Source organism: Arthrobacter sp. CC3, assembly GCF_039907775.1.
Classification (GTDB): domain Bacteria; phylum Actinomycetota; class Actinomycetes; order Actinomycetales; family Micrococcaceae; genus Arthrobacter.
Window position 1 is genome coordinate 65,492 of record NZ_JARCCY010000006.1, and the last position, 21,713, is coordinate 87,204.

General features: G+C 62.9%; 28 protein-coding genes. 27 read left to right on the plus strand and 1 reads right to left on the minus strand.

Features of this window, described 5'->3' with window-relative positions; all coding sequences use genetic code 11:
- Window positions 1–82: 82 nt before the first annotated feature.
- From tuf to PV761_RS04725, 3 genes are all read left to right on the plus strand, one after another.
- Window positions 83–1,273 carry an elongation factor Tu gene (gene tuf / locus PV761_RS04715; protein WP_028269583.1) on the plus strand — a complete coding sequence of 397 codons (1,191 nt, stop codon included), beginning with the start codon at window positions 83–85 and terminating at the stop codon, window positions 1,271–1,273.
- Window positions 1,274–1,455: 182 nt separating this feature from the next.
- Window positions 1,456–5,547 (plus strand): hypothetical protein, encoded by a 4,092-nt coding sequence (locus PV761_RS04720; protein ID WP_347894799.1) that lies wholly within the window; start codon window positions 1,456–1,458, stop codon window positions 5,545–5,547.
- 41 nt (window positions 5,548–5,588) lie between these two features.
- Entirely contained in the window at window positions 5,589–5,714 is a 126-nt protein-coding gene (locus tag PV761_RS04725) for a hypothetical protein (protein ID WP_268760402.1), read from the plus strand.
- Between the two features lie 8 nt (window positions 5,715–5,722).
- On the opposite strand, the gene PV761_RS04730 is transcribed toward PV761_RS04725, so the two are convergent.
- Window positions 5,723–7,150, minus strand: coding sequence for a GH1 family beta-glucosidase (locus PV761_RS04730; RefSeq protein ID WP_028269582.1), 1,428 nt, complete (start codon window positions 7,148–7,150; stop codon window positions 5,723–5,725).
- A gap of 412 nt (window positions 7,151–7,562) precedes the next feature.
- Here PV761_RS04730 and rpsJ point away from each other — a divergent pair, with 412 nt between their 5' ends.
- From rpsJ to PV761_RS04850, 24 genes are all read left to right on the plus strand, one after another.
- Complete coding sequence (rpsJ, locus tag PV761_RS04735) at window positions 7,563–7,871, plus strand: 30S ribosomal protein S10 (RefSeq protein WP_003803825.1); 309 nt, start codon at window positions 7,563–7,565, stop codon at window positions 7,869–7,871.
- 17 nt (window positions 7,872–7,888) lie between these two features.
- On the plus strand, window positions 7,889–8,539 hold the full coding sequence (rplC, locus tag PV761_RS04740; RefSeq protein WP_347894802.1) for a 50S ribosomal protein L3: 651 nt from the start codon (window positions 7,889–7,891) through the stop codon (window positions 8,537–8,539).
- Window positions 8,540–8,543: 4 nt separating this feature from the next.
- Window positions 8,544–9,161, plus strand: a complete 618-nt coding sequence (rplD, locus tag PV761_RS04745; RefSeq protein WP_028269581.1) for a 50S ribosomal protein L4 — start codon at window positions 8,544–8,546, stop codon at window positions 9,159–9,161.
- Window positions 9,158–9,463, plus strand: a complete 306-nt coding sequence (gene rplW / locus PV761_RS04750) for a 50S ribosomal protein L23 (protein ID WP_018773664.1) — start codon at window positions 9,158–9,160, stop codon at window positions 9,461–9,463. Before rplD ends, rplW begins: the two co-directional genes overlap by 4 nt.
- A gap of 29 nt (window positions 9,464–9,492) precedes the next feature.
- The gene (gene rplB / locus PV761_RS04755) at window positions 9,493–10,332 is read left to right on the plus strand and encodes a 50S ribosomal protein L2 (RefSeq protein ID WP_028269580.1); all 840 of its coding nucleotides are present in this window, start codon (window positions 9,493–9,495) and stop codon (window positions 10,330–10,332) included.
- A 12-nt stretch (window positions 10,333–10,344) separates the two neighbouring features.
- Window positions 10,345–10,626: a 30S ribosomal protein S19 gene (gene rpsS / locus PV761_RS04760; RefSeq protein ID WP_011692805.1), complete on the plus strand. Its 282-nt coding sequence runs from the start codon at window positions 10,345–10,347 to the stop codon at window positions 10,624–10,626.
- A 38-nt stretch (window positions 10,627–10,664) separates the two neighbouring features.
- On the plus strand, window positions 10,665–11,030 hold the full coding sequence (gene rplV, locus PV761_RS04765; RefSeq protein ID WP_003803798.1) for a 50S ribosomal protein L22: 366 nt from the start codon (window positions 10,665–10,667) through the stop codon (window positions 11,028–11,030).
- A complete protein-coding gene (gene rpsC, locus PV761_RS04770) occupies window positions 11,031–11,864 on the plus strand; it encodes a 30S ribosomal protein S3 (RefSeq protein ID WP_028269579.1) in 834 nt (277 codons plus the stop codon).
- Complete coding sequence (gene rplP / locus PV761_RS04775; RefSeq protein ID WP_011692803.1) at window positions 11,865–12,281, plus strand: 50S ribosomal protein L16; 417 nt, start codon at window positions 11,865–11,867, stop codon at window positions 12,279–12,281.
- Window positions 12,282–12,283: 2 nt separating this feature from the next.
- Complete coding sequence (rpmC, locus tag PV761_RS04780; RefSeq protein ID WP_347894807.1) at window positions 12,284–12,604, plus strand: 50S ribosomal protein L29; 321 nt, start codon at window positions 12,284–12,286, stop codon at window positions 12,602–12,604.
- The gene (gene rpsQ / locus PV761_RS04785) at window positions 12,601–12,909 is read left to right on the plus strand and encodes a 30S ribosomal protein S17 (RefSeq protein ID WP_051628707.1); all 309 of its coding nucleotides are present in this window, start codon (window positions 12,601–12,603) and stop codon (window positions 12,907–12,909) included. The genes rpmC and rpsQ overlap by 4 nt, the downstream gene beginning before the upstream one ends.
- Window positions 12,910–13,440: 531 nt before the next feature.
- Window positions 13,441–13,809, plus strand: coding sequence for a 50S ribosomal protein L14 (rplN, locus tag PV761_RS04790; RefSeq protein ID WP_003803789.1), 369 nt, complete (start codon window positions 13,441–13,443; stop codon window positions 13,807–13,809).
- Between the two features lie 3 nt (window positions 13,810–13,812).
- Window positions 13,813–14,172 (plus strand): 50S ribosomal protein L24, encoded by a 360-nt coding sequence (gene rplX, locus PV761_RS04795; RefSeq protein WP_028269577.1) that lies wholly within the window; start codon window positions 13,813–13,815, stop codon window positions 14,170–14,172.
- Window positions 14,172–14,753, plus strand: a complete 582-nt coding sequence (gene rplE / locus PV761_RS04800; protein ID WP_011692799.1) for a 50S ribosomal protein L5 — start codon at window positions 14,172–14,174, stop codon at window positions 14,751–14,753. The genes rplX and rplE overlap by 1 nt, the downstream gene beginning before the upstream one ends.
- Window positions 14,754–14,839: 86 nt before the next feature.
- Entirely contained in the window at window positions 14,840–15,238 is a 399-nt protein-coding gene (rpsH, locus tag PV761_RS04805; protein ID WP_011692798.1) for a 30S ribosomal protein S8, read from the plus strand.
- An 18-nt stretch (window positions 15,239–15,256) separates the two neighbouring features.
- Window positions 15,257–15,793 carry a 50S ribosomal protein L6 gene (rplF, locus tag PV761_RS04810; protein WP_028269576.1) on the plus strand — a complete coding sequence of 179 codons (537 nt, stop codon included), beginning with the start codon at window positions 15,257–15,259 and terminating at the stop codon, window positions 15,791–15,793.
- Window positions 15,794–15,795: 2 nt separating this feature from the next.
- Complete coding sequence (rplR, locus tag PV761_RS04815; RefSeq protein ID WP_028269575.1) at window positions 15,796–16,179, plus strand: 50S ribosomal protein L18; 384 nt, start codon at window positions 15,796–15,798, stop codon at window positions 16,177–16,179.
- 26 nt (window positions 16,180–16,205) lie between these two features.
- Window positions 16,206–16,886 (plus strand): 30S ribosomal protein S5, encoded by a 681-nt coding sequence (gene rpsE / locus PV761_RS04820; RefSeq protein ID WP_197024890.1) that lies wholly within the window; start codon window positions 16,206–16,208, stop codon window positions 16,884–16,886.
- Window positions 16,887–16,889: 3 nt separating this feature from the next.
- Window positions 16,890–17,096 (plus strand): 50S ribosomal protein L30, encoded by a 207-nt coding sequence (rpmD, locus tag PV761_RS04825; protein WP_028269574.1) that lies wholly within the window; start codon window positions 16,890–16,892, stop codon window positions 17,094–17,096.
- Window positions 17,097–17,591 (plus strand): 50S ribosomal protein L15, encoded by a 495-nt coding sequence (gene rplO / locus PV761_RS04830; RefSeq protein WP_051628706.1) that lies wholly within the window; start codon window positions 17,097–17,099, stop codon window positions 17,589–17,591. It abuts the gene before it with no gap.
- 187 nt (window positions 17,592–17,778) lie between these two features.
- Entirely contained in the window at window positions 17,779–19,089 is a 1,311-nt protein-coding gene (secY, locus tag PV761_RS04835) for a preprotein translocase subunit SecY (protein WP_028269572.1), read from the plus strand.
- A gap of 5 nt (window positions 19,090–19,094) precedes the next feature.
- Window positions 19,095–19,664 carry an adenylate kinase gene (locus tag PV761_RS04840; RefSeq protein WP_197024889.1) on the plus strand — a complete coding sequence of 190 codons (570 nt, stop codon included), beginning with the start codon at window positions 19,095–19,097 and terminating at the stop codon, window positions 19,662–19,664.
- A gap of 207 nt (window positions 19,665–19,871) precedes the next feature.
- A complete protein-coding gene (locus tag PV761_RS04845; RefSeq protein WP_347894813.1) occupies window positions 19,872–20,906 on the plus strand; it encodes a 3-oxoacyl-[acyl-carrier-protein] synthase III C-terminal domain-containing protein in 1,035 nt (344 codons plus the stop codon).
- On the plus strand, window positions 20,903–21,703 hold the full coding sequence (locus PV761_RS04850) for a glycosyltransferase (protein WP_347894815.1): 801 nt from the start codon (window positions 20,903–20,905) through the stop codon (window positions 21,701–21,703). Before PV761_RS04845 ends, PV761_RS04850 begins: the two co-directional genes overlap by 4 nt.
- Window positions 21,704–21,713 lie beyond the last annotated feature (10 nt).

The following is a 21,713-nucleotide window of genomic DNA, read 5'->3' on the forward strand; positions in this document are numbered from 1 at the left end:
CCCCAAGTAGACTTACTGAAGTTTCGGCCGCGACAAGCGCGACCGAAGGGTAAGTCATTTGAAAACGTTCTAGGAGGAACCTGTGGCAAAGGCAAAGTTCGAGCGGACTAAGCCGCACGTTAACATCGGTACCATTGGTCACGTTGACCACGGTAAGACGACGTTGACGGCCGCCATTTCCAAGGTGCTGTACGACAAGTACCCGACTCTCAACGAGAAGCGTGACTTCGCGTCGATTGACTCTGCTCCCGAAGAGCGTCAGCGCGGCATTACCATCAACATCTCCCACGTTGAGTACCAGACCGAGAAGCGCCACTACGCACACGTAGACGCTCCGGGTCACGCTGACTACATCAAGAACATGATCACCGGTGCGGCTCAGATGGACGGTGCAATCCTCGTGGTTGCCGCCACTGACGGCCCGATGGCTCAGACCCGCGAGCACGTTCTGCTCGCCCGCCAGGTTGGTGTTCCCTACCTGCTGGTGGCACTGAACAAGGCTGACATGGTCGATGACGAAGAGCTCCTCGACCTCGTCGAAATGGAAGTTCGTGAGCTCCTGAGCTCGCAGGGCTTCGACGGCGACGAAGCTCCGGTCGTTCGCGTTTCCGGCCTGAAGGCCCTGGAAGGCGACCCCGAGTGGGTCAAGTCCGTTGAGGACCTGATGGCTGCTGTGGACGAGTCCGTTCCGGACCCCATCCGCGACCGCGACAAGCCCTTCCTGATGCCGATCGAAGACGTCTTCACGATCACCGGCCGTGGCACCGTTGTAACGGGCCGCGCCGAGCGTGGAACCCTCGCGATCAACTCTGAGGTCGAGATCGTCGGCATCCGTCCGGTCCAGAAGACCACGGTTACCGGTATCGAGATGTTCCACAAGCAGCTCGACGAAGCATGGGCCGGCGAGAACTGTGGCCTGCTGCTCCGCGGTCTGAAGCGTGATGACGTAGAGCGTGGCCAGGTTGTCGTCAAGCCGGGTTCAATCACCCCGCACACCGACTTCGAGGCTAACGTCTACATCCTCTCCAAGGACGAAGGCGGACGTCACAACCCGTTCTACTCCAACTACCGCCCGCAGTTCTACTTCCGCACCACGGACGTAACCGGCGTTATCACCCTGCCGGAAGGCACGGAAATGGTTATGCCTGGCGACAACACTGAGATGACCGTTGCGCTCATCCAGCCCATCGCTATGGAAGAGGGCCTCGGCTTCGCTATCCGCGAAGGCGGCCGCACCGTTGGTTCGGGACGCGTCACCAAGATCATCAAGTAGTAATACTGGATGATCAGGGATCGGAAGGCCTGACGGCCGTCTGAGACTTATCAACAGCCCCGCTGCGTGCATATCGCAGCGGGGCTGTTTTTTGCTAGAGTTATTCCAATCGCTGGATAAACCGTGGGGTACTCCGTCGGAGATATTCCGTTGGTGGCGATGACACCGAAAGGAATAACTCGATGTGGTCTGCCCTCATGACGCCACTGGTCATCATTGCCGCCGTCCTTCTCATCTCGTCCCGCCGGTCCATCCGTCAACTTAAGGCTGCGAACCATGATGCCTACGGCTGCGGCTTCAAGGCCGGGCATGTCCAAGGCTGGCATGAAGGCGTTGCCGCGGTGTCAGCCCGGCATGCAGCCGGCACCGGGTCCCCGACTTCGCCCGAAAGTGCGGCAAGCCTTGACGGGCTGGCAGTGCAACAGCCCCTCGAAGCGGTCCATCATGTGACGGTGGCCGCGCGCCCCGCTGCTGCGGAGCCGGCTGCCGAGGAGCTTCCCTTGATGGAGTCGCCCGCGGAACGCCTGGCCAGAAAGGACAAACGTGAACGGCAGAACATCAACACCACGCTGTATGTTGCCAGCCTGTTGCTGGTGGCGGCCGGGGCACTCTTTGTGGGCACCAGCCTGCCGGCCTCCCTGCGTTTTGCTGGCGTTTGCCTGATCACGGCTCTCTTCTACGGTGTCGGGCTAGCGCTTCATGCCAAAGCGCCGAGGCTTCGGCCTGCCGCCGTTGCCTTCGCCGGCACCGGGCTGGCGCTGGTGCCCGTCGCTGGCCTGGCGATGTACAACTTTGGCGTGCAGGATGCCGGCCTGGCATGGCTCCTGACGTCGCTGGCTGGAACGCTGGCATATGTGGTTGCCGCCATCCGGCTCGAAAGCCGGGTGCTGGTGTACCTGTCGTTCACCTTCGTAGCCTCGACGGCGTGGTCCGGGGTGTCCGTACTCGGCGCTCCGCTGGTGTGGTACTTCGCGGCCGTGATCGGTTTAGCGGTGGCGTTCACAGTGGTGACGCTGGTCAAGCCCGGGTGGATGGCACCCTTGTTCCTGCGTCCGATCATCATCCTCGACCCATTCCTGGTTCCTGCCGTGGCCTTGGCAGCTGTGGTTCTGCCGTTGGGTCTGGAGCGCAGCGACTTCGCCCTGATCATGGCACTCTGTGGAGCGTACTTCGCCACAGCCGCATTGGTGCGCGGCGCCAGCCACCGGCTATTGAAGATGCACGGTGCGCGACTGGCCATGACCGTTGCGGCGTCCGCGTGGGCCTGGCATCTCACAGGTGCTGCCGCCTGGGGACTGTTCACCGCTGCGTCCCTTCTGGCTGTGCAGTCCGTGGCCGTTGCCGCGGCCTCGGTGCCTCTGCAGCGCTGGTCCCCGGCCCGGGGAGGCAAGCAGCACTGGAACGCGGACTCGTTCATCACACTCGGGTCCCAACTGGTCCTGGCGTTCGTCATGCTCGTTCAGGTTCCCGGCAACCTGGAGGACCTGCTGCTCTGGGTAGTCCTGACCGGTGCCGCTGCTGGGATGTACATCGCAGTGAAAGCCGGGGGAGCCGCCGAATGGGCACCGCCGGCAGCGCTGGCAACGGGCATGGCAGCCGGGGTGCAGCTGGGCCCCTGGCTGGTCTTCAACCTGCTCGCCGCAGCAACACTTTTCTGGGCTGTGCGCTCGGTTGCTTCCCATTCACCGCTGCTCCCGCACTTCATCCTTGCCGCACGGATAGCCGGGACCCTGGCCGTTCCTGTCCTGACAACCGCACTGATGGACGGGAGCCGCGACGCGCCCGCTGCGGCCTTCTTCTCCCTGTCGCTCGCCCTGGTGGTCCAGCAGCTGGCATCCGCCGCGGCCGAGCGGGCGGGTGCAGCGGCTCTGGTACCCGTCCCAACCCTGGTAGGTTTCACTGCTGCCGGTGCCTTGTGCCTGATCGCTTTGCCCATCACGGACGCCACGGCAGGGAATCTGTTTTCGACCATTGCCCTGGTGGTCCAGACACTGGTCTCACTGGCCGTGGGCGTCCTACTTCTTCCGGTGTCCGCCACGGAGGTTCCCTGGCAGCCAACGGTAGCTGAGTGGCTGCCCCTGGCAGTGTCGGCAACAGCCTTCCTGACGGCCAACGCCGGCGTCTCATCAGGCCTGGCCACCGGACTTCTGTTGCCGCTTTTCCTCTACTTGGCAGCCTCAGGGATGAGGTCCGCCGGCATTGACCGGCGCTGGGCCTACTGGTGGATGGCCAGGGCAGCGGCAAACCTTCTCGTGGCGATGGCGTACCGCGAGCTTCAGCAGTCATCCGGACCGCTGGTGTTCGCCGGCGAGGACATCTCACTGGCAAGCGTCCTGATCGCCGCACTGGCGGCCCAGCTCGTGTTCCCGCTTGTCGCCGCAGCGCGCCGTCGCGCCCCCGATGCGGTGGTTGCCGACGTCGCACTGGTCCTCGTGTTGCAGACCGTCATCCTTGCCCTGGCCCGGATCCTGCAGCCCGGGGCGGCTGCCGGAAACACGGGGGACTGGCAACAAACCCTGGCCTTGGCCGTTATGGCACTCAGCGCTGCTGCGTCCGGTTATGTGTTCCGGGAACTGCCTGCCGCGGCGGCCTTCGCGCCGTCTGTGCTGGCAGTCCTGCTCGCCTGCAGCGGCGGCCGCTGGGCCGACGTCGAGCTTGTGCTCGGGATCTTCGCTGTTTACAGCGCGGTCATGGTTGCCGCAGCGGAACCGAGGCAGGCGAAGGGGGCATACTTTGCCTCCGCCCGCATTCTCACGGCGGCGCTGCCGATTGTCTTCACGTACGACGTCACCGCCTCCGGCACGGCCGTATCGCTGAGTTTCGCTGGCGTCCTTGCCTTCCAGCACGTGGTCCGTTGGGTCATGCGGCACCGGCTGGAGCAGGTGCCCTTCCAGGATGCGGCCGTGTGGTTGACCCTGGGGGCGCAGGCACTGCTTCCCGTGGCCTACATACTCCAAGGCGCCGGGGTGTCCGCCATCCAGGATGCCGAGGGCGGGCGGGGCGTTGTCCTCGCCGAGCTGGTGTTGTTGCTTCTGAGTGCGGTCGCGGCCCACCGGCTGTTCGGCGCACGCGGCGCCCTCTACCTTGGTGTTTACGGTGGCGTGTTCGGCGTCGTGGCGGCGGGACCGGCGCTGAAGTTCGGGGCCGGAACCCTCCTGGAGGCTCCGCTGCTGAGCTGGGACGGAGTCCCCCTGACGCTGCTCGCGGCGTCAGTGGCATTCAGCGCCTGGGAGTTCGGCCGACGATTGCGGCGCGCCGAGCGGCAAGGCGCAGATCCGGTGGACCGCTGGTTCTGGCTGGCAGGGGCGGCCGTTCCCGTCGCCACGGCTCTGCTGACCGCCGGTCCGGCGGCGGAATGGATTACCGGCGCTGCCCTCCTGGTTTTGGCCGTTACCGGATTCACGTCCTCGCACACGGAACGCGCACCGCTCCTCTACCTGCCGGCCGCGGCGCTTGTGCTGGCAGGCGTCACGTTGATTGCCGGCACCCTGTTCCCCGGCGTGCAGGGGGTGTGGGCGGCTTATCTCCCGTGGCTTGCGGGTTGCGGGCCGGCAGCGCTGGTCCTCTACGGGGCCAGCTTCGCGTTCAGGAAACAAGATGGAGTGCGGCGGCGGGCATTGGTCAGCGCCGGGGCGCTTGGGCTGGCAGCGGCTGCCCTCGCCGGCTTCAAGAGCGATGCGACCTCTCTCATGGCGGCCCTGCTGGTTGCCGTGACCGTGGCTGCGATCGTGCGGGAAGTTCCGGTCGGGATGCGGAGAGTGGCCTCTGAAATCGGCGCATTCGTGGTGACCGTTGCAGTGCAGCGTGCAGTGCTCGTCACGGATGGCCACCTGCAGGCCCCGTTCTGGGCCGTGCAGTGGTACGTCGGGCTGGATGCAGGATTGGCGGCGCTTCGCTTCGCAGCCGGATTCAGGACGGCGGGACGCACCCTATTGGCTTCCGGCGCCACGCTGCTTGGGCTCAGCGGTCTGGGCATACTGTGGGGCGGGTCGGGGAGTCAGCAACTGTGGGTTTTGGCCTTGCACGCTGCACTGCTGTTGTCCGGGCTGCTCATGGCGGAGCGGATGTTCGTCTGGTGGGGTGCGGCCGGAGTGTCCCTGTGCCTGGTGTGGGCCCTTCGGTCCTACACCTTCGCCCTCCTGGCGCTGATCGCCGTCGGACTGATCGCCTTCGCACTGTGGAAGCTGGCACGGGCCGAGCCGGTGGAGCGGGCCCATGAATCGCCGTTGCCGGAAGGGCCGCCGGCTCCCGACCGGCGGCAGGAAATTTCCTAGCAAAGCCTTGGTAGGGTTGCTGACAACGAAAGGACAGCATCATGGAATGGTTAATCTTCCTTCTGGTCGCCGCTGCAGTCGTTGCCGGCGTGTTTTGGGCGAAGAAGCACTTCCGCCAGGAAATCGAGCGGGCAAAGCGCATCAACCGGGCCAACAAGAACAAGTAGGCCCTAAATCAGGCCTTTCGTGCCCTGCTGAGAGCCTGGAACCAGTAGAAGGATTCCTTCGGCGTCCGCTCCAGCGTGTCAAAGTCCACGTGGACCAGCCCGAAGCGCTGCGAGTAGCCGGCGGCCCACTCAAAGTTGTCCAGCAGGGTCCACACGTAGTAGCCCAGGAGTTTTACGTCCTCGGCGAGGCCGCCGGGTGACGTGGCGGCCAGTGCATGGTTCAGGTGGCCCGCCAGGTAGTCGATCCGGTTGGTGTCCGGAATGGGACCGGACACGTGTTCCGGTTCCGGGAAACTTGCGCCGCTCTCGGTGATGTACAGCGGCGGCAGTGCGTCGCCGTACCGGTCCTTCATTTCGCGCAGCAGCACCCCGATGTGGTCAGGGGCCACGGGCCAGCCGAAGCCGGTCAGGTCATACTCGGGGAACGCCGCCAAATGGAAGGGCACCCGGGCCATGGCTTCGGCCGTGCCGGCAGGGCTGTCGGCCGGCCCCCGCCCCGTGGCGACCTTGACCGGGTAGTAGTAGTTGAGGCCGTAGAAGTCGATGGGCTGGTGGATGTTCCGGAGATCGGCATCCTTGGCCCCGGACAGGATCCGGAACCACGGCCTGGCGAGCAGCGGCGGCTTCGGATACTTGCCGAGCAGGATGGGGTCCGCATACACCCGGTTCAGCATCAGGTCGAAAACCTTGGCCAAAAGCCTGTCGGTGAGTTTGCCTGAAGCAGGGCGCACGGGGGAGTGCAGGTTGGTCACCCCGACAGTCCCGACCACACCGGCTGCGCGCAGGGCCTGCACGGCAAGTCCGTGGCCCAGCAACTGGTGGTGCACCGCCGGCAGCGCATCAAAGAGCAGGTCATGGCCGGGAGCATGCACACCCAGGGCGTAACCGTTGAGCGTCACCGACACCGGTTCGTTCAGCGTGACCCATTGCGCCACGCGATCCCCGTAGCGTTCACCGGCCACGGCACTGTATTCGGCGAAGCGTTCCGCGGTTGTGCGGTTCAGCCAGCCGCCACTGTGCTCGAGCGGCAGGGGAGTGTCCCAGTGGTACAGCGTGGCCATCGGTGAGATGCCGGCGTCAAGCAGTTGATCGATCAGCCGGTCATAGAAGTCCAGGCCCTGGCTGTTGAAGGGGCCGCGGCCGTCCGGCTGGATCCGGGGCCAGGAAATGGAGAAACGGTACGAGTCAACGCCCAGGTCGCGCATCAGGGCAACGTCTTCGCCGGAGCGGTTGTAGTGGTCGCAGGCGACAGCAGGGGAATGGCCGTCCATGATGCTGCCCGGTTTCTCGGCGAAGGCGTCCCAGCCGGAGGGTCCGCGGCCGTCCGCCTTGAGGGATCCTTCGATTTGGAACGCGGCGGCGGCCACACCCAGGATGAAATCCGGGTCCAGCCGCTCGGCCAGGCTCTGCAACGCCGCAGAGTTCTGCACAGTCATGCCCCTATCATCCATTCGACCGTTGCTGAAGGCAATGACCCGGGAAGCCGGCGGCCGCACGCTGCCCTGGATGGCGTGATTCGCTTCTGCCCGCAAAATCCGGCATACTAGATGAGTTGTTCAAGCGCTCCTTCGCGTCCCGATCCGGATAATGCCGGGTGTCAGGGTCCAAGTAGGAGCCCAAACATAACCCACTCCCCATGGAACTGCGGACGAGTACGCGTGCACAGCGCGACACGCCCGACCGCGGGGGTCGGTTACGCCGGCAGGTTGAGGAACCCGGATTCTTCCGGATTCAGCTTGTGCGGCGGGTGGTAGTTAAGACTTCAAATGCTTCGGCAGCCACACAACGCGTAAGTAAACAGGGCAGCCCCAAACAGGGGAAGCACAGACTGAAAGAGAGTCAGGCGACATGGCGGGACAAAAAATCCGCATCCGGCTGAAGTCATATGACCACGAGGTCATTGACGTTTCAGCACGGAAGATCGTTGAGACGGTCACGCGCGCAGGCGCAACGGTAGTTGGCCCCGTGCCCCTGCCGACGGAGAAGAACGTGTACTGCGTTATCCGCTCTCCGCACAAGTACAAGGACAGCCGCGAGCACTTTGAAATGCGCACGCACAAGCGTCTGATCGACATCATCGACCCCACGCCGAAGGCTGTTGACTCGCTTATGCGTCTCGACCTGCCCGCCGACGTGAACATCGAAATCAAGCTGTAGGGAGGTGCTGAGAGACTATGACCGCAACCCGTAACGTAAAGGGCCTGCTGGGCACGAAGCTCGGCATGACCCAGGTCTGGGACGAGAACAACAAGCTCATCCCCGTCACTGTTGTCCAGGCTGACTCAAACGTCATCACCCAGCTGCGTAACGCAGACGTTGATGGCTACGTCGCCGTTCAGATCGGCTACGGCCAGATCGATCCCCGCAAGGTCACCAAGCCGCTGGCTGGTCACTTTGAAAAGGCAGGCGTCACGCCTCGCCGCCACGTTGTCGAACTTCGTACCGCAGATGCTGCTGAGTACGAGCTGGGCCAGGAGCTCTCTGTTGAGGTCTTCGAAGCCGGACAGAAGATCGACGTCGTTGGCACCACCAAGGGTAAGGGCTTCGCCGGTGTTATGAAGCGTCACGGCTTCCACGGCGTTGGAGCTTCCCACGGTGCACACAAGAACCACCGTAAGCCCGGTTCAATCGGTGGCGCATCCACCCCGAGCCGCGTCTTCAAGGGCATGAAAATGGCCGGCCGTATGGGCGCCGTTCGTCACTCCACGCTGAACCTCACGGTTCACGCAGTTGACGTCGAGAAGTCGCTGCTCCTCATCAAGGGCGCCGTTCCCGGTGCCCGCGGCCAGGTCGTCCTCGTACGCACCGCCGTGAAGGGAGCCTAGTTCAATGACTAGCACTGTCAAGGTTGACCTGCCTGCAGAGATCTTCGACGTACAGACCAACGTGCCGCTGCTGCACCAGGTCGTCGTTGCACAGCTCGCTGCTGCTCGCCAGGGTACCCACAAGACCAAGACCCGCGCTGAAGTTTCCGGTGCAGGCCGTAAGCCGTTCAAGCAGAAGGGCACCGGCCGCGCCCGTCAGGGTTCAATCCGTGCTCCTCACATGACCGGTGGTGGCGTTGTCCACGGCCCGACCCCGCGTGACTACAGCCAGCGGACCCCCAAGAAGATGATTGCTGCTGCACTGCGCGGCGCATTGTCTGACCGCGCCCGTAACGGCCGCATCCACGTTGTCGCTGAACTGGTAACCGGCACCAAGCCGTCCTCCAGCGCCGCACTGGCAACGCTGCGCGGCGTGTCCGAGCGCAAGAACCTGCTCGTTGTCATCGAGCGCGCCAACGATGTTGCTGCACTGTCCGTGCGCAACCTCGCAGATGTTCACGTTCTGTACGCAGACCAGCTGAACACCTACGACGTGCTCGTCTCTGACGACGTAGTCTTCACCAAGGCTGCCTACGAGGCATTCGTTGCCGCCAAGGCAAAGAACGAGGAGGATGCCAAGTGAGTGCAGCCACCATCAAGGACCCGCGCGACGTCGTGCTTGCACCCGTCGTATCGGAAAAGAGCTACGGCCTGATCGATGAGGGAAAGTACACCTTCCTGGTGGACCCCCGCTCGAACAAGACCGAGATCAAGCTGGCCGTGGAGAAGATTTTCTCCGTCAAGGTCGAATCGATCAACACCATCAACCGTGCCGGTAAGCGCAAGCGCACCAAATTCGGCTGGGGTACCCGCAAGAACACCAAGCGTGCAATTGTGAGCCTCAAAGAAGGCACAATCGACATCTTCGGCGGTCCGCTCTCGTAGCGGAGACCACTTTAACGAGGAAATAAATTATGGGAATCCGTAAATATAAGCCGACTACCCCGGGCCGTCGCGGCTCGAGCGTAGCGGACTTCACTGAAATCACGCGGTCGACGCCGGAAAAGTCGTTGGTACGTCCCCTCCCGAAAAAGGGTGGCCGTAACAACACCGGTAAGATCACGACCCGTCACAAGGGTGGTGGCCACAAGCGCCAGTACCGTCTGATCGACTTCCGTCGCCACGACAAAGACGGCGTCAACGCCCGCGTTGCCGAAATCGAGTACGATCCGAACCGCACGGCTCGCATCGCCCTCCTGCACTACGTTGATGGCACCAAGCGTTACATCATCGCCCCGAACAAGCTGTCCCAGGGTGACGTAGTTGAAGCAGGTGCCAGTGCTGACATCAAGCCCGGCAACAACCTGCCGCTGCTCAACATCCCGGTCGGTACCGTAATCCACGCAGTTGAACTGCGTCCGGGTGGCGGCGCCAAGATGGGCCGCTCCGCCGGCGCATCGATCCAGCTCGTTGCAAAGGAAGGCCGCTTCGCCCAGCTGCGTCTGCCTTCCGGCGAAATCCGCAACGTTGACGTGCGCTGCCGCGCAACGATCGGCGAGGTCGGCAACGCCGAGCAGTCGAACATCAACTGGGGCAAGGCCGGCCGCATGCGCTGGAAGGGCGTTCGCCCGACCGTCCGTGGTGTCGCGATGAACCCGGTTGACCACCCGCATGGTGGTGGCGAGGGTAAGACGTCCGGTGGACGTCACCCCGTCAACCCGAACGGTAAGCGCGAAGGCCGCACCCGCCGTCCCAACAAAGAGAGCGACAAGCTTATTGTTCGTCGCCGTCGTACTGGCAAGAACAAGCGATAGGAGCCTGGACACATGCCACGCAGCCTGAAAAAAGGTCCTTTCGTTGACCAGCACCTCTTTGTAAAGGTGGACAGGGAAAACGAAAAGGGCACCAAGAACGTCATCAAGACCTGGTCCCGCCGTTCGATGATCATCCCCGACATGCTCGGGCACACGATCGCCGTTCACGACGGACGCAAGCACATTCCGGTGTTTGTCACCGAGTCGATGGTCGGGCACAAGCTCGGCGAATTCGCTCCCACGCGGACATTCCGCGGCCATGTCAAGGACGACCGTAAGGGCAAGCGCCGCTAGGCGCCTGCACTTACGTCAAAGACGAGAGAAGGAAAGCAATGGAAGCCAAGGCAATTGCGCGTCACATCCGCGTAACGCCTATGAAGGCCCGGCGCGTCGTCAACCTTGTTCGTGGTAAGCAAGCGAACGAGGCTCTGGCAATTCTGAAGTTTGCCCCCCAGGCAGCTTCTGAGCCGGTATTCAAGGTAGTTCAGTCGGCAATCTCCAACGCCCGGGTCCTCGCGGACCGCGACGGCGTGGCGTTTGACGAAGGTGACCTCATCATCAGCGAAGCGTTTGTTGATGAAGGCCCGACCATGAAGCGGTTCCAGCCGCGTGCCCAGGGTCGTGCATTTCAGATCAAGAAGCGCACGAGCCACATCACCGTGGTAGTCGCTACCCCGGAGAAAGAGGAGGCTCGCTAAGTGGGACAGAAAGTTAACCCGCACGGGTTCCGACTCGGCATCACCACCGATCACGTATCGCACTGGTTTGCTGACAGCACCAAGGCCGGCCAGCGGTACAAGGACTTCGTTCGCGAAGACATCCGTATCCGCCAGCTCATGTCCACGGGCATGGAGCGCGCCGGTATCGCCAAGGTCGAAATCGAGCGCACCCGCGACCGTGTCCGTGTGGATATCCACACGGCACGTCCGGGCATCGTCATCGGCCGCCGCGGTGCTGAAGCAGACCGCATCCGCGGCGAGCTCGAAAAGCTCACCGGCAAGCAGGTTCAGCTGAACATCCTCGAGGTCAAAAACCCCGAGATGGAAGCACAGCTTGTTGCCCAGGGTGTTGCAGAGCAGCTGACTTCCCGCGTGGCCTTCCGCCGTGCAATGAAGAAGGCAATGCAGTCCGCACAGCGCGCCGGTGCCAAGGGCATCCGTATCGCTTGCTCCGGTCGACTGGGTGGCGCTGAAATGTCCCGCTCGGAGTTCTACCGCGAAGGCCGTGTGCCCCTGCACACCCTCCGCGCGAACATCGACTACGGCTTCTACGAAGCCAAGACCACCTTCGGCCGCATCGGCGTGAAGGTCTGGATCTACAAGGGTGACGTCACCTCCAAGGAACTGGCTCAGCAGGCAGCTGCTGCTCCGTCCCGCGGCCGTGGTGCCAGCGATCGTCCGGGCCGCCCGGGTGGCGCTGACCGTGGTGACCGCCGTCGTCGTACGGAGCGTCCGGCAGCCGAGGCAGCACCTGCTGCCGAAGCTCCGGCAGCTGAGGCAGCACCTGCTGCTGCAGAAGGAGGACAGGCTTAAATGCTTATCCCACGTCGAGTCAAGCACCGTAAGCAGCACCACCCGGGTCGTTCCGGCGCTGCTACGGGCGGCACCAAGGTCTCCTTCGGTGAGTGGGGTATCCAGGCTCTGAGCCCGGCATACGTCACCAACCGTCAGATCGAGTCTGCCCGTATCGCGATGACCCGCCACATCAAGCGTGGCGGCAAGGTCTGGATCAACATTTACCCGGACCGTCCGCTGACGAAGAAGCCTGCTGAAACCCGCATGGGTTCCGGTAAGGGTTCTCCGGAATGGTGGGTCTCAAACGTCAAGCCGGGCCGGGTTCTCTTCGAACTCTCCGGTGTCAGTGAAGAGGTAGCTCGCGAGGCCCTGCGCCTGGCAATCCACAAGCTGCCGTTGAAGGCACGCATTGTGCGTCGCGAAGGTGGTGAGTAGAAATGGCAGTAGGATCCAAGGAACTTGCATCCGCACAGCTGGACGGTTTCGACAACGAGCGTCTCGTTGAAGAACTCCGCAAGGCCAAGGAAGAGCTGTTCAACCTGCGTTTCCAGTCCGCCACCGGTCAGCTGGAGAACCACGGTCGTCTGCGCGCGGTAAAGAAGGACATCGCCCGCATCTACACCGTTCTCCGTGAGCGCGAGCTGGGCATTCGTGCCGAGGTTGCCGCACCGGTTGTGGAAGCCAAGGAAGAAAAGAAGTCCAAGAAGGCTGCAACCAAGAAGGCTGAAACGGTTGAGACCGAGGAGGACGCCAAGTGAGTGAAAAGGACGAGAACGTGACGGAAACTGTTTCCGACGCAGCCAAGGCTGACGAGCGCGGTTACCGTAAGACGAAGCGCGGCTACGTCGTCTCGGACAAGATGGAAAAGACCATCGTTGTCCAGGTCGAAGACCGCGTGAAGCACGCCCTCTACGGCAAGGTCATCCGCCGCAACGCCAAGATCAAGGCACACGACGAAGAGAACAGCGCCGGCATCGGCGACCTCGTGCTCCTCGCCGAGACCCGCCCGCTCTCCGCTACCAAGCGGTGGCGTCTGGTCGAGATCCTCGAGAAGGCCAAGTAACACCTGCAGAAATGCAAGAAACCCCCGTTCCCCTTGTGGGAGCGGGGGTTTCGCCGTCTGCGGGCGGGTGCGGGTCCGTGCCAGCGTCACGCGGAGCATCCTTTTGGTGACCGTCCGACGGCGGCGGGCCGGATTTCCGGGGGAGTGGGGCCTCGGGCGGGCCAACAGTCTGCCGTGCGTGACGCCGTCGTCCGTTATTGCCGCGGTGCGCCAAAAGAGGGCCGGGTCTGCCTGCGCCGGCACCTCGGCTGTGATATGGGGATTCGCCCAAAACGTGCTAAGATTTTGAGTTTGTATGGCGCCGTTCGTGCGCCGTCATCAACCTCGTAAACAATCGTGCCACGGCATAGTGCCCCCTTGCGCCCCGATCCGTCGGAATCGCCTGGGAAGCAAATGTTTTTGGCACGGGAGTTTAGGCCTGGTCTGGCAAAATCCAGGCAGGTCAAGAGACACCCCGATCAACCGTTCCGCAAGGCTCATTCCGTAGGAAGATTTTCGGTCTGAGAACCAGCGCGACGCAAGGAGTAAATAGTGATTCAGCAGGAGTCGCGACTCAAGGTCGCCGACAACACGGGTGCTAAGGAAATCCTTACCATTCGCGTTCTCGGTGGATCTGGCCGTCGCTACGCAGGCATTGGCGACGTCATCGTCGCTACCGTCAAGGACGCAATTCCGGGCGGCAACGTAAAGAAGGGCGATGTCGTCAAGGCTGTCATCGTCCGTACCAAGAAGGAACGCCGCCGTGCGGATGGTTCCTACATCAAGTTTGACGAGAACGCAGCTGTGATCCTGAAGAACGACGGTGACCCCCGCGGTACCCGTATCTTCGGACCGGTTGGTCGTGAACTTCGTGACAAGAAGTTCATGAAGATCGTTTCTCTGGCTCCGGAGGTGCTCTAGTCCATGGCTAAGATCAAAAAGGGTGACCTCGTTCAGGTCATCACTGGCGCCAAGGCTGAGCGCGGCGGCGACAAGGGCAAGCAGGGCAAGGTTCTGCGCGTATTCCCCGAGACCAACCGCGTGTTGGTTGAAGGCATTAACCGCGTAACCAAGCACACCAAGGTCGGTCAGTCGCAGCGCGGCACCAAGACCGGTGGCATCGAGGTCGTTGAAGCTTCCATCCACATCTCCAACGTGGCCCTGGTTGACCCCTCCACCAAGAAGCCCACCCGCGTCGGTTTCCGTACCGAGACCGTTGAGCGCAACGGCAAGCAGCGTGAAGTGCGCGTACGCGTGGCCAAGAGCTCCGGGAAGGACATCTAATGACTGAGACTCTCGAGACTCCGGCAAGCAAGATCGTTCCTCGTCTGAAGACCAAGTACGCGGATTCCATCAAGAGCACGCTCATCGAGGAATTCAAGTACGAGAACGTCAACCAGGTTCCCCGTCTGGTCAAGGTCGTTGTGAACATGGGTGTTGGAGATGCCGCCAAGGACTCCAAGCTGATCGACGGCGCTGTCCGTGATCTCACCCTGATCACCGGTCAGAAGCCGCAGGTAACCAAGGCCCGTAAGTCGATCGCACAGTTCAAGCTGCGCGAAGGCATGCCTATCGGTGCACACGCAACTCTGCGTGGAGACCGCATGTGGGAATTCCTGGACCGTCTGGTAACGCTGGCACTGCCGCGTATCCGTGACTTCCGGGGCCTCAGCGGCAAGCAGTTTGATGGCAACGGCAACTACACCTTCGGTCTGACCGAGCAGGTTATGTTCCACGAGATCGACCAGGATTCCATCGACCGCGTTCGCGGTATGGACATCACCGTCGTGACCACTGCCAAGACCGACGACGAAGGCCGCGCGCTGCTCAAGGCGCTTGGTTTCCCGTTCAAGACCGAAGCTTAATCTAGCTACATAGAAGGTCCGGCCTTGCCGCGTCCCCACGGGGATGGCAGGGCGGAAACCGTTATGAGGAAGGGCAAGAGCCCAACATGACCATGACAGATCCCGTCGCAGACATGCTTACGCGTCTGCGCAACGCAAACTCGGCATACCACGACACCGTGACTATGCCGTACAGCAAGCTCAAGGCACGCGTTGCCGACATCCTGAAGGCTGAAGGTTACATCGCCTCCTGGAAAGAAGAAGACGCTGAGGTTGGCAAGAAGCTGACCCTCGAGCTCAAGTTCGGTCCGAACCGCGAGCGTTCAATCGCTGGCGTTCGTCGTATTTCCAAGCCGGGACTCCGCGTTTACGCGAAGTCCACCAACCTGCCGCACGTGCTCGGTGGCCTGGGTGTCGCAATCCTGTCCACCTCTTCCGGCCTCTTGACTGACAAGCAGGCCGGCAAGAAGGGCGTGGGCGGCGAAGTCCTCGCTTACGTCTGGTAACGGGAAAGGAAGAGAATAATGTCACGTATTGGACGTCTCCCCATCACCGTTCCTGCCGGCGTTGAGGTCAAGGTTGACGGCTCTGTCGTCAGCGTCAAGGGTTCCAAAGGCGAGCTGAGCCACACTGTGGCCAGCCCGATCGAGGTCACCCTGGAAGATGGCACCCTGACTGTCGCCCGCCCGAACGACGAGCGCGCTTCGCGTTCGCTGCACGGCCTGACCCGCACCCTGATCGCCAACATGATCCAGGGTGTCACCGCAGGCTACGAGAAGAAGCTTGAGATTGTCGGTACCGGTTACCGCGTCCAGGCCAAGGGTTCTGACCTGGAGTTCGCTCTGGGCTACAGCCACCCGGTCAACGTCTCGGCACCGAACGGCATCACCTTTGCAGTAGAGACCCCGACCAAGCTCTCTGTTTCAGGTATCTCCAAGCAGCAGGTCGGCGAGGTTGCTGCCAACATTCGCAAGCTGCGGAAGCCGGACCCCTATAAGGGCAAGGGCATCCGCTACGCCGGCGAAGTCATCCGCCGCAAGGTCGGAAAGGCTGGTAAGTAACCATGGCCATCTCAATTAACAAGAAGCGTACGAACAAGAGCAAGTCTGCCCAGCGCAGCCGCCGCCAGCTTCGTATCCGCAAGCGCATCTCCGGTACGGCTGTACGTCCGCGTCTGGTCGTCAACCGTTCCGCACGCCACGTATTCGTCCAGGTTGTCGATGACAGCAAGGGCCTGACCGTAGCGAGCGCCTCCACTCTGGAAGCCGACCTTCGTGCATTCGACGGTGACAAGACCGCCAAGGCCAAGCGCGTTGGCGAGCTCGTCGCCGAGCGTGCCAAGGCTGCCGGTATCGAAGCAGTTGTCTTCGACCGCGGTGGTAACAAGTACCACGGCCGGATCGCCGCCGTCGCTGACGGCGCACGTGAAGGTGGGCTGTCACTGTGACCGAAAATAACGAAAAGGACATTCAGGTGACTGAAGCTGTAGCTGCTCCGGCAACTGAGACCGCTGCGCCTGCTACCACCGACGACCGCCGTGGTGGCGCTCGTCGTGGCGAGCGTGGCGACCGCGGCCAGGGCCGTGGCGACCGTGGTGGCCGTGGTGGCCGCGATGGTGGCCGCGAAGCCGAAAAGAGCCAGTTCGTAGAGCGCGTTGTAACCATCAACCGCGTTTCCAAGGTCGTCAAGGGTGGTCGTCGCTTCAGCTTCACCGCACTCGTCGTCGTCGGTGACGGCAACGGTATGGTCGGCGTCGGCTACGGCAAGGCCAAGGAAGTTCCCGCCGCCATCGCGAAGGGCGTTGAAGAGGCCAAGAAGTCCTTCTTCCGCGTTCCCCGCATCGGCAGCACCATCCCGCACCGCGTCCAGGGTGAAGCCGCTGCAGGCGTCGTTATGCTGCGTCCGGCTTCCGCCGGTACCGGTGTTATCGCCGGTGGCCCAGTCCGTGCAGTACTGGAGTGCGTGGGCATCCACGACATCCTCTCCAAGTCGCTCGGTTCCTCCAACGCCATCAACATCGTTCACGCGACCGTTGATGCACTGAAGCGCCTCGAAGAGCCGGCAGCAGTGGCAGCACGCCGCGGCCTCCCGCTCGACGAGATCGCTCCGGCCGCAATGGTGAAGGCACTCATGAACCAGAAGGCAGGTGTCTGAGTCGTGGCTAAGAACCTGATTCCCTCCGACACTCAGTTGGAGATCACTCAGATCAAGTCCGCCATTGGCGGCAAGCAGAACCAGCGCGACACCCTTCGGTCCCTCGGCCTGAAGCGGATCGGACACACCGTTGTCCGCACCGCCGACGCCGTGACCGTCGGAATGCTCAACACGGTTCCGCACCTGGTAAAGGTAGAGGAGGCGAAGTAAATGGCAGAGAAGAACACCGCCGAAAAGGCACAGGGCGCCGCTGCTGAGAAGCAGAACGCACTGAAGGTTCACCACCTGCGTCCCGCCCCGGGTGCCAAGACCGCCAAGACCCGTGTTGGTCGTGGTGAAGGTTCCAAGGGTAAGACCGCTGGTCGCGGTACCAAGGGTACGAAGGCCCGCTACCAGATCAAGGCTGGCTTTGCCGGCGGCCAGCTGCCGCTGCACATGCGCCTGCCGAAGCTGCGCGGCTTCAAGAACCCGTTCCGGGTCGAGTTCCAGGTTGTAAACCTGGACAAGCTCAACGAGCTGTTCCCGGAAGGCGGCGCAGTCACCGTGGAGAACCTGGTCGAAAAGGGTGCCGTTCGCAAGAACCAGCCCGTCAAGGTGCTGGGCACCGGCGACATCACCGTCAAGGTTGACGTCACCGCCCACGCATTCTCGGCCAGCGCCGCAGAAAAGATTGCAGCAGCAGGCGGAAGCACCACCGCCCTCTAATAAGAGGCGGCGGAGCATACGCTCGTTGTAGGAACTCCCGGTACCCGGGGCTTCGGCCCTGCGTACCGGGAGTTTTTTCTCATTTGGACCCTCACCGATTGTTCGCACGGCGCATCAACCCGTTAGACTCGGTTGTTGGGTTTATTGACCTATCTCACACGACTTTATTTACTCATCAGGAGGACGCTTGCTTAGCGCATTTGGCCGGGCCTTTCGCACGCCTGATCTGCGACGCAAGTTGTTGTTCACGCTGGGAATCATCACAATCTTCCGCTTGGGTGCCTTCATCCCCTCGCCTGGTGTGAACTACCAGAATGTCCAGCAATGCTTGCAGAGCGGTCAGACCTCGGGCGGGATCTACCAGCTCGTCAATCTGTTTAGCGGCGGTGCGTTGCTACAGGTGTCCATCTTCGCCCTGGGCATCATGCCGTACATCACGGCGAGCATCATCGTCCAGCTGTTGCGCGTGGTCATTCCCCGCTTCCAGGAGCTGTACGAAGAGGGCGCCTCGGGGCAATCCAAGCTGACGCAGTACACGCGTTACCTGACCATCGCATTGGGCCTGCTGAACGCCACGACGCTGGTGTCGCTGGCTCGTTCCGGCCAGTTGCTGCCCAACTGCCAGTTGGACATCATCCCCGATGCGAGCGTCATCACCACGATCCTGATCATCATCACCTTGACGGCCGGCACCGGCCTGATCATGTGGATGGGCGAGCTCGTCACCGAGAAGGGTGTGGGCAACGGCATGTCGCTGCTCATCTTCACCTCGATCGCTGCCAGCTTCCCGACCTCCCTGGGCGCCATCTGGACCTCGCAGGGTCCCGGCACCTTCTTCATGGTCCTGGCCATCGGCCTGCTCACCGTGGCCCTTGTGGTCTTCGTGGAGCAGTCCCAGCGCCGCATTCCGGTGCAGTACGCCAAGCGCATGATCGGCCGGCGCACTGTGGGCGGCACCAGCACGTACATCCCCATCAAGGTGAACATGGCCGGCGTCGTGCCCGTCATCTTTGCATCTTCGATGCTGTACCTGCCGGGCCTGATCTCACAGTTCAACCAGCCCAAGCAGGGCGAACAGATGGCACCGTGGGTTGAGTGGATCAACAACAACCTCACCCGTGGCGACCACCCCATCTACATGGCACTTTATTTCGCCATGATTGTTTTCTTCACCTACTTCTATGTCGCAATCACTTTCAATCCTGAAGAGGTTTCCGACAACATGAAGAAGTACGGCGGCTTCATCCCGGGTATCCGGGCCGGTAAGCCGACGGCGGACTATCTGCAGTACGTCCTTTCCAGGATCACCCTGCCCGGCGCCCTCTACCTGGGCTTCGTGGCATTGATCCCGCTGGTCGCCCTGGTCCTGATCAACGCCAACCAGAACTTCCCGTTCGGTGGAACTTCGATCCTGATCATGGTGGGCGTGGGCCTGGAAACGGTCAAGCAGATTGATGCGCAGCTACAACAACGTCACTACGAAGGGCTTTTGCGATGACGAGAATGCTGATTATTGGACCCCCGGGTTCAGGCAAGGGAACGCAGGCGGATCGGATCTCCGAGCGCCTCGGCGTCGTTGCGATCTCCACCGGCGATATCTTCCGCGCCAACGTTAAGGGTGAGACGCCGCTGGGCGTCGAGGCCAAGAAGTACATGGATGCCGGCGATTTCGTGCCGGACAGCGTCACCAACAAGATGGTGCGCGACCGCCTGAGCGAGGACGATGTCGAAAACGGCTTCCTCCTGGACGGTTACCCGCGCACCACCGCACAGGTGGACTACCTCGATGAGATCCTCGCCAACGGTGAGCAGAAGCTGGACGTCGTCCTGCAGCTGACCGCCGATGACGAGGAACTGGTTACGCGCCTCCTGGGCCGTGCCAAGGAGACCGGGCGCAGCGACGACAATGAAGCCGTCATCCGCCACCGTCTGGACCTCTACCACGAGCAGACTGAAGCCGTTGTGGCCAAGTATGCCGAGCGCGGCATCCTGACCCAGGTTGACGGCATCGGCGGCATCGACGAGGTCACCGACCGCGTCATGCAGGCCATCAAGGCAGCACAGGCAGCCTGATCCAGGATTTGCCGGATTCCTGCGTCTGACTGCAGACCCGGCTCGCCTCCAGTGCCTTGAAGGGCGCGTCCCGTACCATCGAGTACGGGACGCGCCCTTCCTTGTTTGGAGGGGTGAGGGTGGCGGCGCTGCGGGCCATTGGCGCCGTCAAGCACCCGGGACCGGAGCCGGATGTCACCGGACGCATTGTCTGTGGGGAGATACTGCATGAACCAGACCCTTCCGGGGGCGGCGAGGATCGCCGGCCTCGAAGTCTATGTGCCGCCGGGACGGCTTGGCACCGCGCAGCTGGAGCAGCAGCTCGCTGCCGCCAGTCCAGGTTTCCGCGTCCCGAAGGGCCTGATCGGCAGGCTCACCGGGATCCGCAGCCGGTCCGTCATGGCGGCGAACGAGCAGGCCTCCGACCTTGCGGCAGTAGCCGCCGCGAAACTGCTGGCGGACCGCGGACTCCAGCCCGCCGACGTCGACCTCCTCCTTTTTGCGTCCGCCAGCCAGGACATGGTGGAACCGGCCACCGGGCACATGGTGGCCGCAAAGCTTGGCATGGGCTGCCCGGTGATGGACATCAAGAACGCCTGCAACAGCCTCCTCAACGGCCTGGAAGTAGCCGACGCGCTGATCGGCTCGGGACGCTACCAGCGCGTTCTCCTGGTCAGCGGGGAGTCGCCCTCCAGGGCAGTGCGGTGGTCCGTACCGGACCAGGAGACGTTCGCCGCGGCCTTCCCTGGCTACACCATGAGCGACGCCGGGTGTGCGCTGCTGCTGGAACCGGCAGACCCCGACGACGACGCCGGGGCCCGGGTGCTGGACATGGGGTTCACCGCGAAGAGCAGCCACTGGGCTGTGGGAACCCTCGCCACCGGCGGCTCCGTTGCCCCGCGGGACCTCGAAGCGACGTATTTCAACATGGACGGCGAAAAACTCAAGGACGCCTTCCTTGACCTCGGGCGGGGAATCCTCGACGAGACCCTCGAGCGGGTGGGACTGGCGTGGACGGACTTCGCAGTGGTGTGCGTCCACCAGGTGAGTGCGCCATACCGCGACATCTTCGCCCGCGGCGCCGGGGTGCCGCAGGACAAGCTCGTCAGGACCGTGGAGGAGTACGGCAACATGGCCTCGGTCAGCCTGCCCCTGCAGCTGAAGGTGGCACAGGACCTTGGCCGCTGCGGACCCGGCGACCTGGTGGCACTGGTGGGTCTGGCCGGCGGCGTGAGCCTGGGCATCGCCGTGGTGCGGCTGTGACGGCCCCGGGCGGTGAACCGACAGCCCCGGGTGGCGAACCGCCGGTGCGGGCGCTGTGTGTCGCGATGCCGGCGCTCAACGAAGAGAAGCTGATCGGCCAGTCACTGCAGGCGCTGGCCGGCCAGCGGCACAAAGACTTCACGCTCGTAGTGGTGGACAACGGGTCCACTGATGCCACCAGGTCAATCGTCGCCGACTTTGCCAGGCTTCACCCGGCCATGGATATCCGTCTGCTCCGCGAGCCGCAGAAAGGCACCGGAGCCGCCGCGGACACGGGCATGCGCTTCGGCGCCCTGAACGGCGCCCGGTGGCTGGCACGCACCGACTCGGACTGCCTCCCGGCTGCGGACTGGACACTGCGCATCATGGAAGCGTTCGACGACGGCCTGGAGATGATTGCCGGCCAGCTGAACCCGCGGCTGGATGAAGGCCTGCCCCGGAACAGCCGCTGGTTGATGCTCCTGGCCGTCGAGGTCGCGTCGTTCTTCGGCCGCATCCGCCCGGGAAACAAGGGCGAGGGCTGCCTTGGCCCCTACCAGATGCTGCCCGGGTGCAACATGGCCATCACCGCAGAGCTGTATCTGCGCTCGGGCGGGTTCCCGCGCACCAGCATCGAGGAGCTGCACGAGGACCGTGCGCTTTCCAACCAGGTCCGCAAGCTCACGCGCTCCTATGCCCTCCGGCGCAACGTGGTGGTGTTCGGCTCCTCCCGCAGGGTTCAGGCCTGGGGCCTGCCCAACACCCTCGCCTGGTACGCGGATCACCGGTTCCGCCCGGACCACGTGGACATCCGGTGAGTCGCGTTTC

Coding starts and splice junctions, on each gene's coding strand:
- rplF (WP_028269576.1), top strand. CDS start 15,257: ATGTCACGTATTGGACGTCTCCCCATCACCGTTCCTGCCGGCGTTGAG.
- PV761_RS04720 (WP_347894799.1), top strand. CDS start 1,456: ATGTGGTCTGCCCTCATGACGCCACTGGTCATCATTGCCGCCGTCCTT.
- rpmC (WP_347894807.1), top strand. CDS start 12,284: ATGGCAGTAGGATCCAAGGAACTTGCATCCGCACAGCTGGACGGTTTC.
- rplC (WP_347894802.1), top strand. CDS start 7,889: ATGACCGCAACCCGTAACGTAAAGGGCCTGCTGGGCACGAAGCTCGGC.
- rpsJ (WP_003803825.1), top strand. CDS start 7,563: ATGGCGGGACAAAAAATCCGCATCCGGCTGAAGTCATATGACCACGAG.
- PV761_RS04730 (WP_028269582.1), bottom strand. CDS start 7,150: ATGACTGTGCAGAACTCTGCGGCGTTGCAGAGCCTGGCCGAGCGGCTG.
- PV761_RS04845 (WP_347894813.1), top strand. CDS start 19,872: ATGAACCAGACCCTTCCGGGGGCGGCGAGGATCGCCGGCCTCGAAGTC.
- rplO (WP_051628706.1), top strand. CDS start 17,097: ATGGCAGAGAAGAACACCGCCGAAAAGGCACAGGGCGCCGCTGCTGAG.
- rplD (WP_028269581.1), top strand. CDS start 8,544: ATGACTAGCACTGTCAAGGTTGACCTGCCTGCAGAGATCTTCGACGTA.
- rplB (WP_028269580.1), top strand. CDS start 9,493: ATGGGAATCCGTAAATATAAGCCGACTACCCCGGGCCGTCGCGGCTCG.
- rplR (WP_028269575.1), top strand. CDS start 15,796: ATGGCCATCTCAATTAACAAGAAGCGTACGAACAAGAGCAAGTCTGCC.
- PV761_RS04840 (WP_197024889.1), top strand. CDS start 19,095: ATGCTGATTATTGGACCCCCGGGTTCAGGCAAGGGAACGCAGGCGGAT.
- rpsS (WP_011692805.1), top strand. CDS start 10,345: ATGCCACGCAGCCTGAAAAAAGGTCCTTTCGTTGACCAGCACCTCTTT.
- rplP (WP_011692803.1), top strand. CDS start 11,865: ATGCTTATCCCACGTCGAGTCAAGCACCGTAAGCAGCACCACCCGGGT.
- rpsH (WP_011692798.1), top strand. CDS start 14,840: ATGACCATGACAGATCCCGTCGCAGACATGCTTACGCGTCTGCGCAAC.
- rplX (WP_028269577.1), top strand. CDS start 13,813: ATGGCTAAGATCAAAAAGGGTGACCTCGTTCAGGTCATCACTGGCGCC.
- rplE (WP_011692799.1), top strand. CDS start 14,172: ATGACTGAGACTCTCGAGACTCCGGCAAGCAAGATCGTTCCTCGTCTG.
- PV761_RS04725 (WP_268760402.1), top strand. CDS start 5,589: ATGGAATGGTTAATCTTCCTTCTGGTCGCCGCTGCAGTCGTTGCCGGC.
- rplV (WP_003803798.1), top strand. CDS start 10,665: ATGGAAGCCAAGGCAATTGCGCGTCACATCCGCGTAACGCCTATGAAG.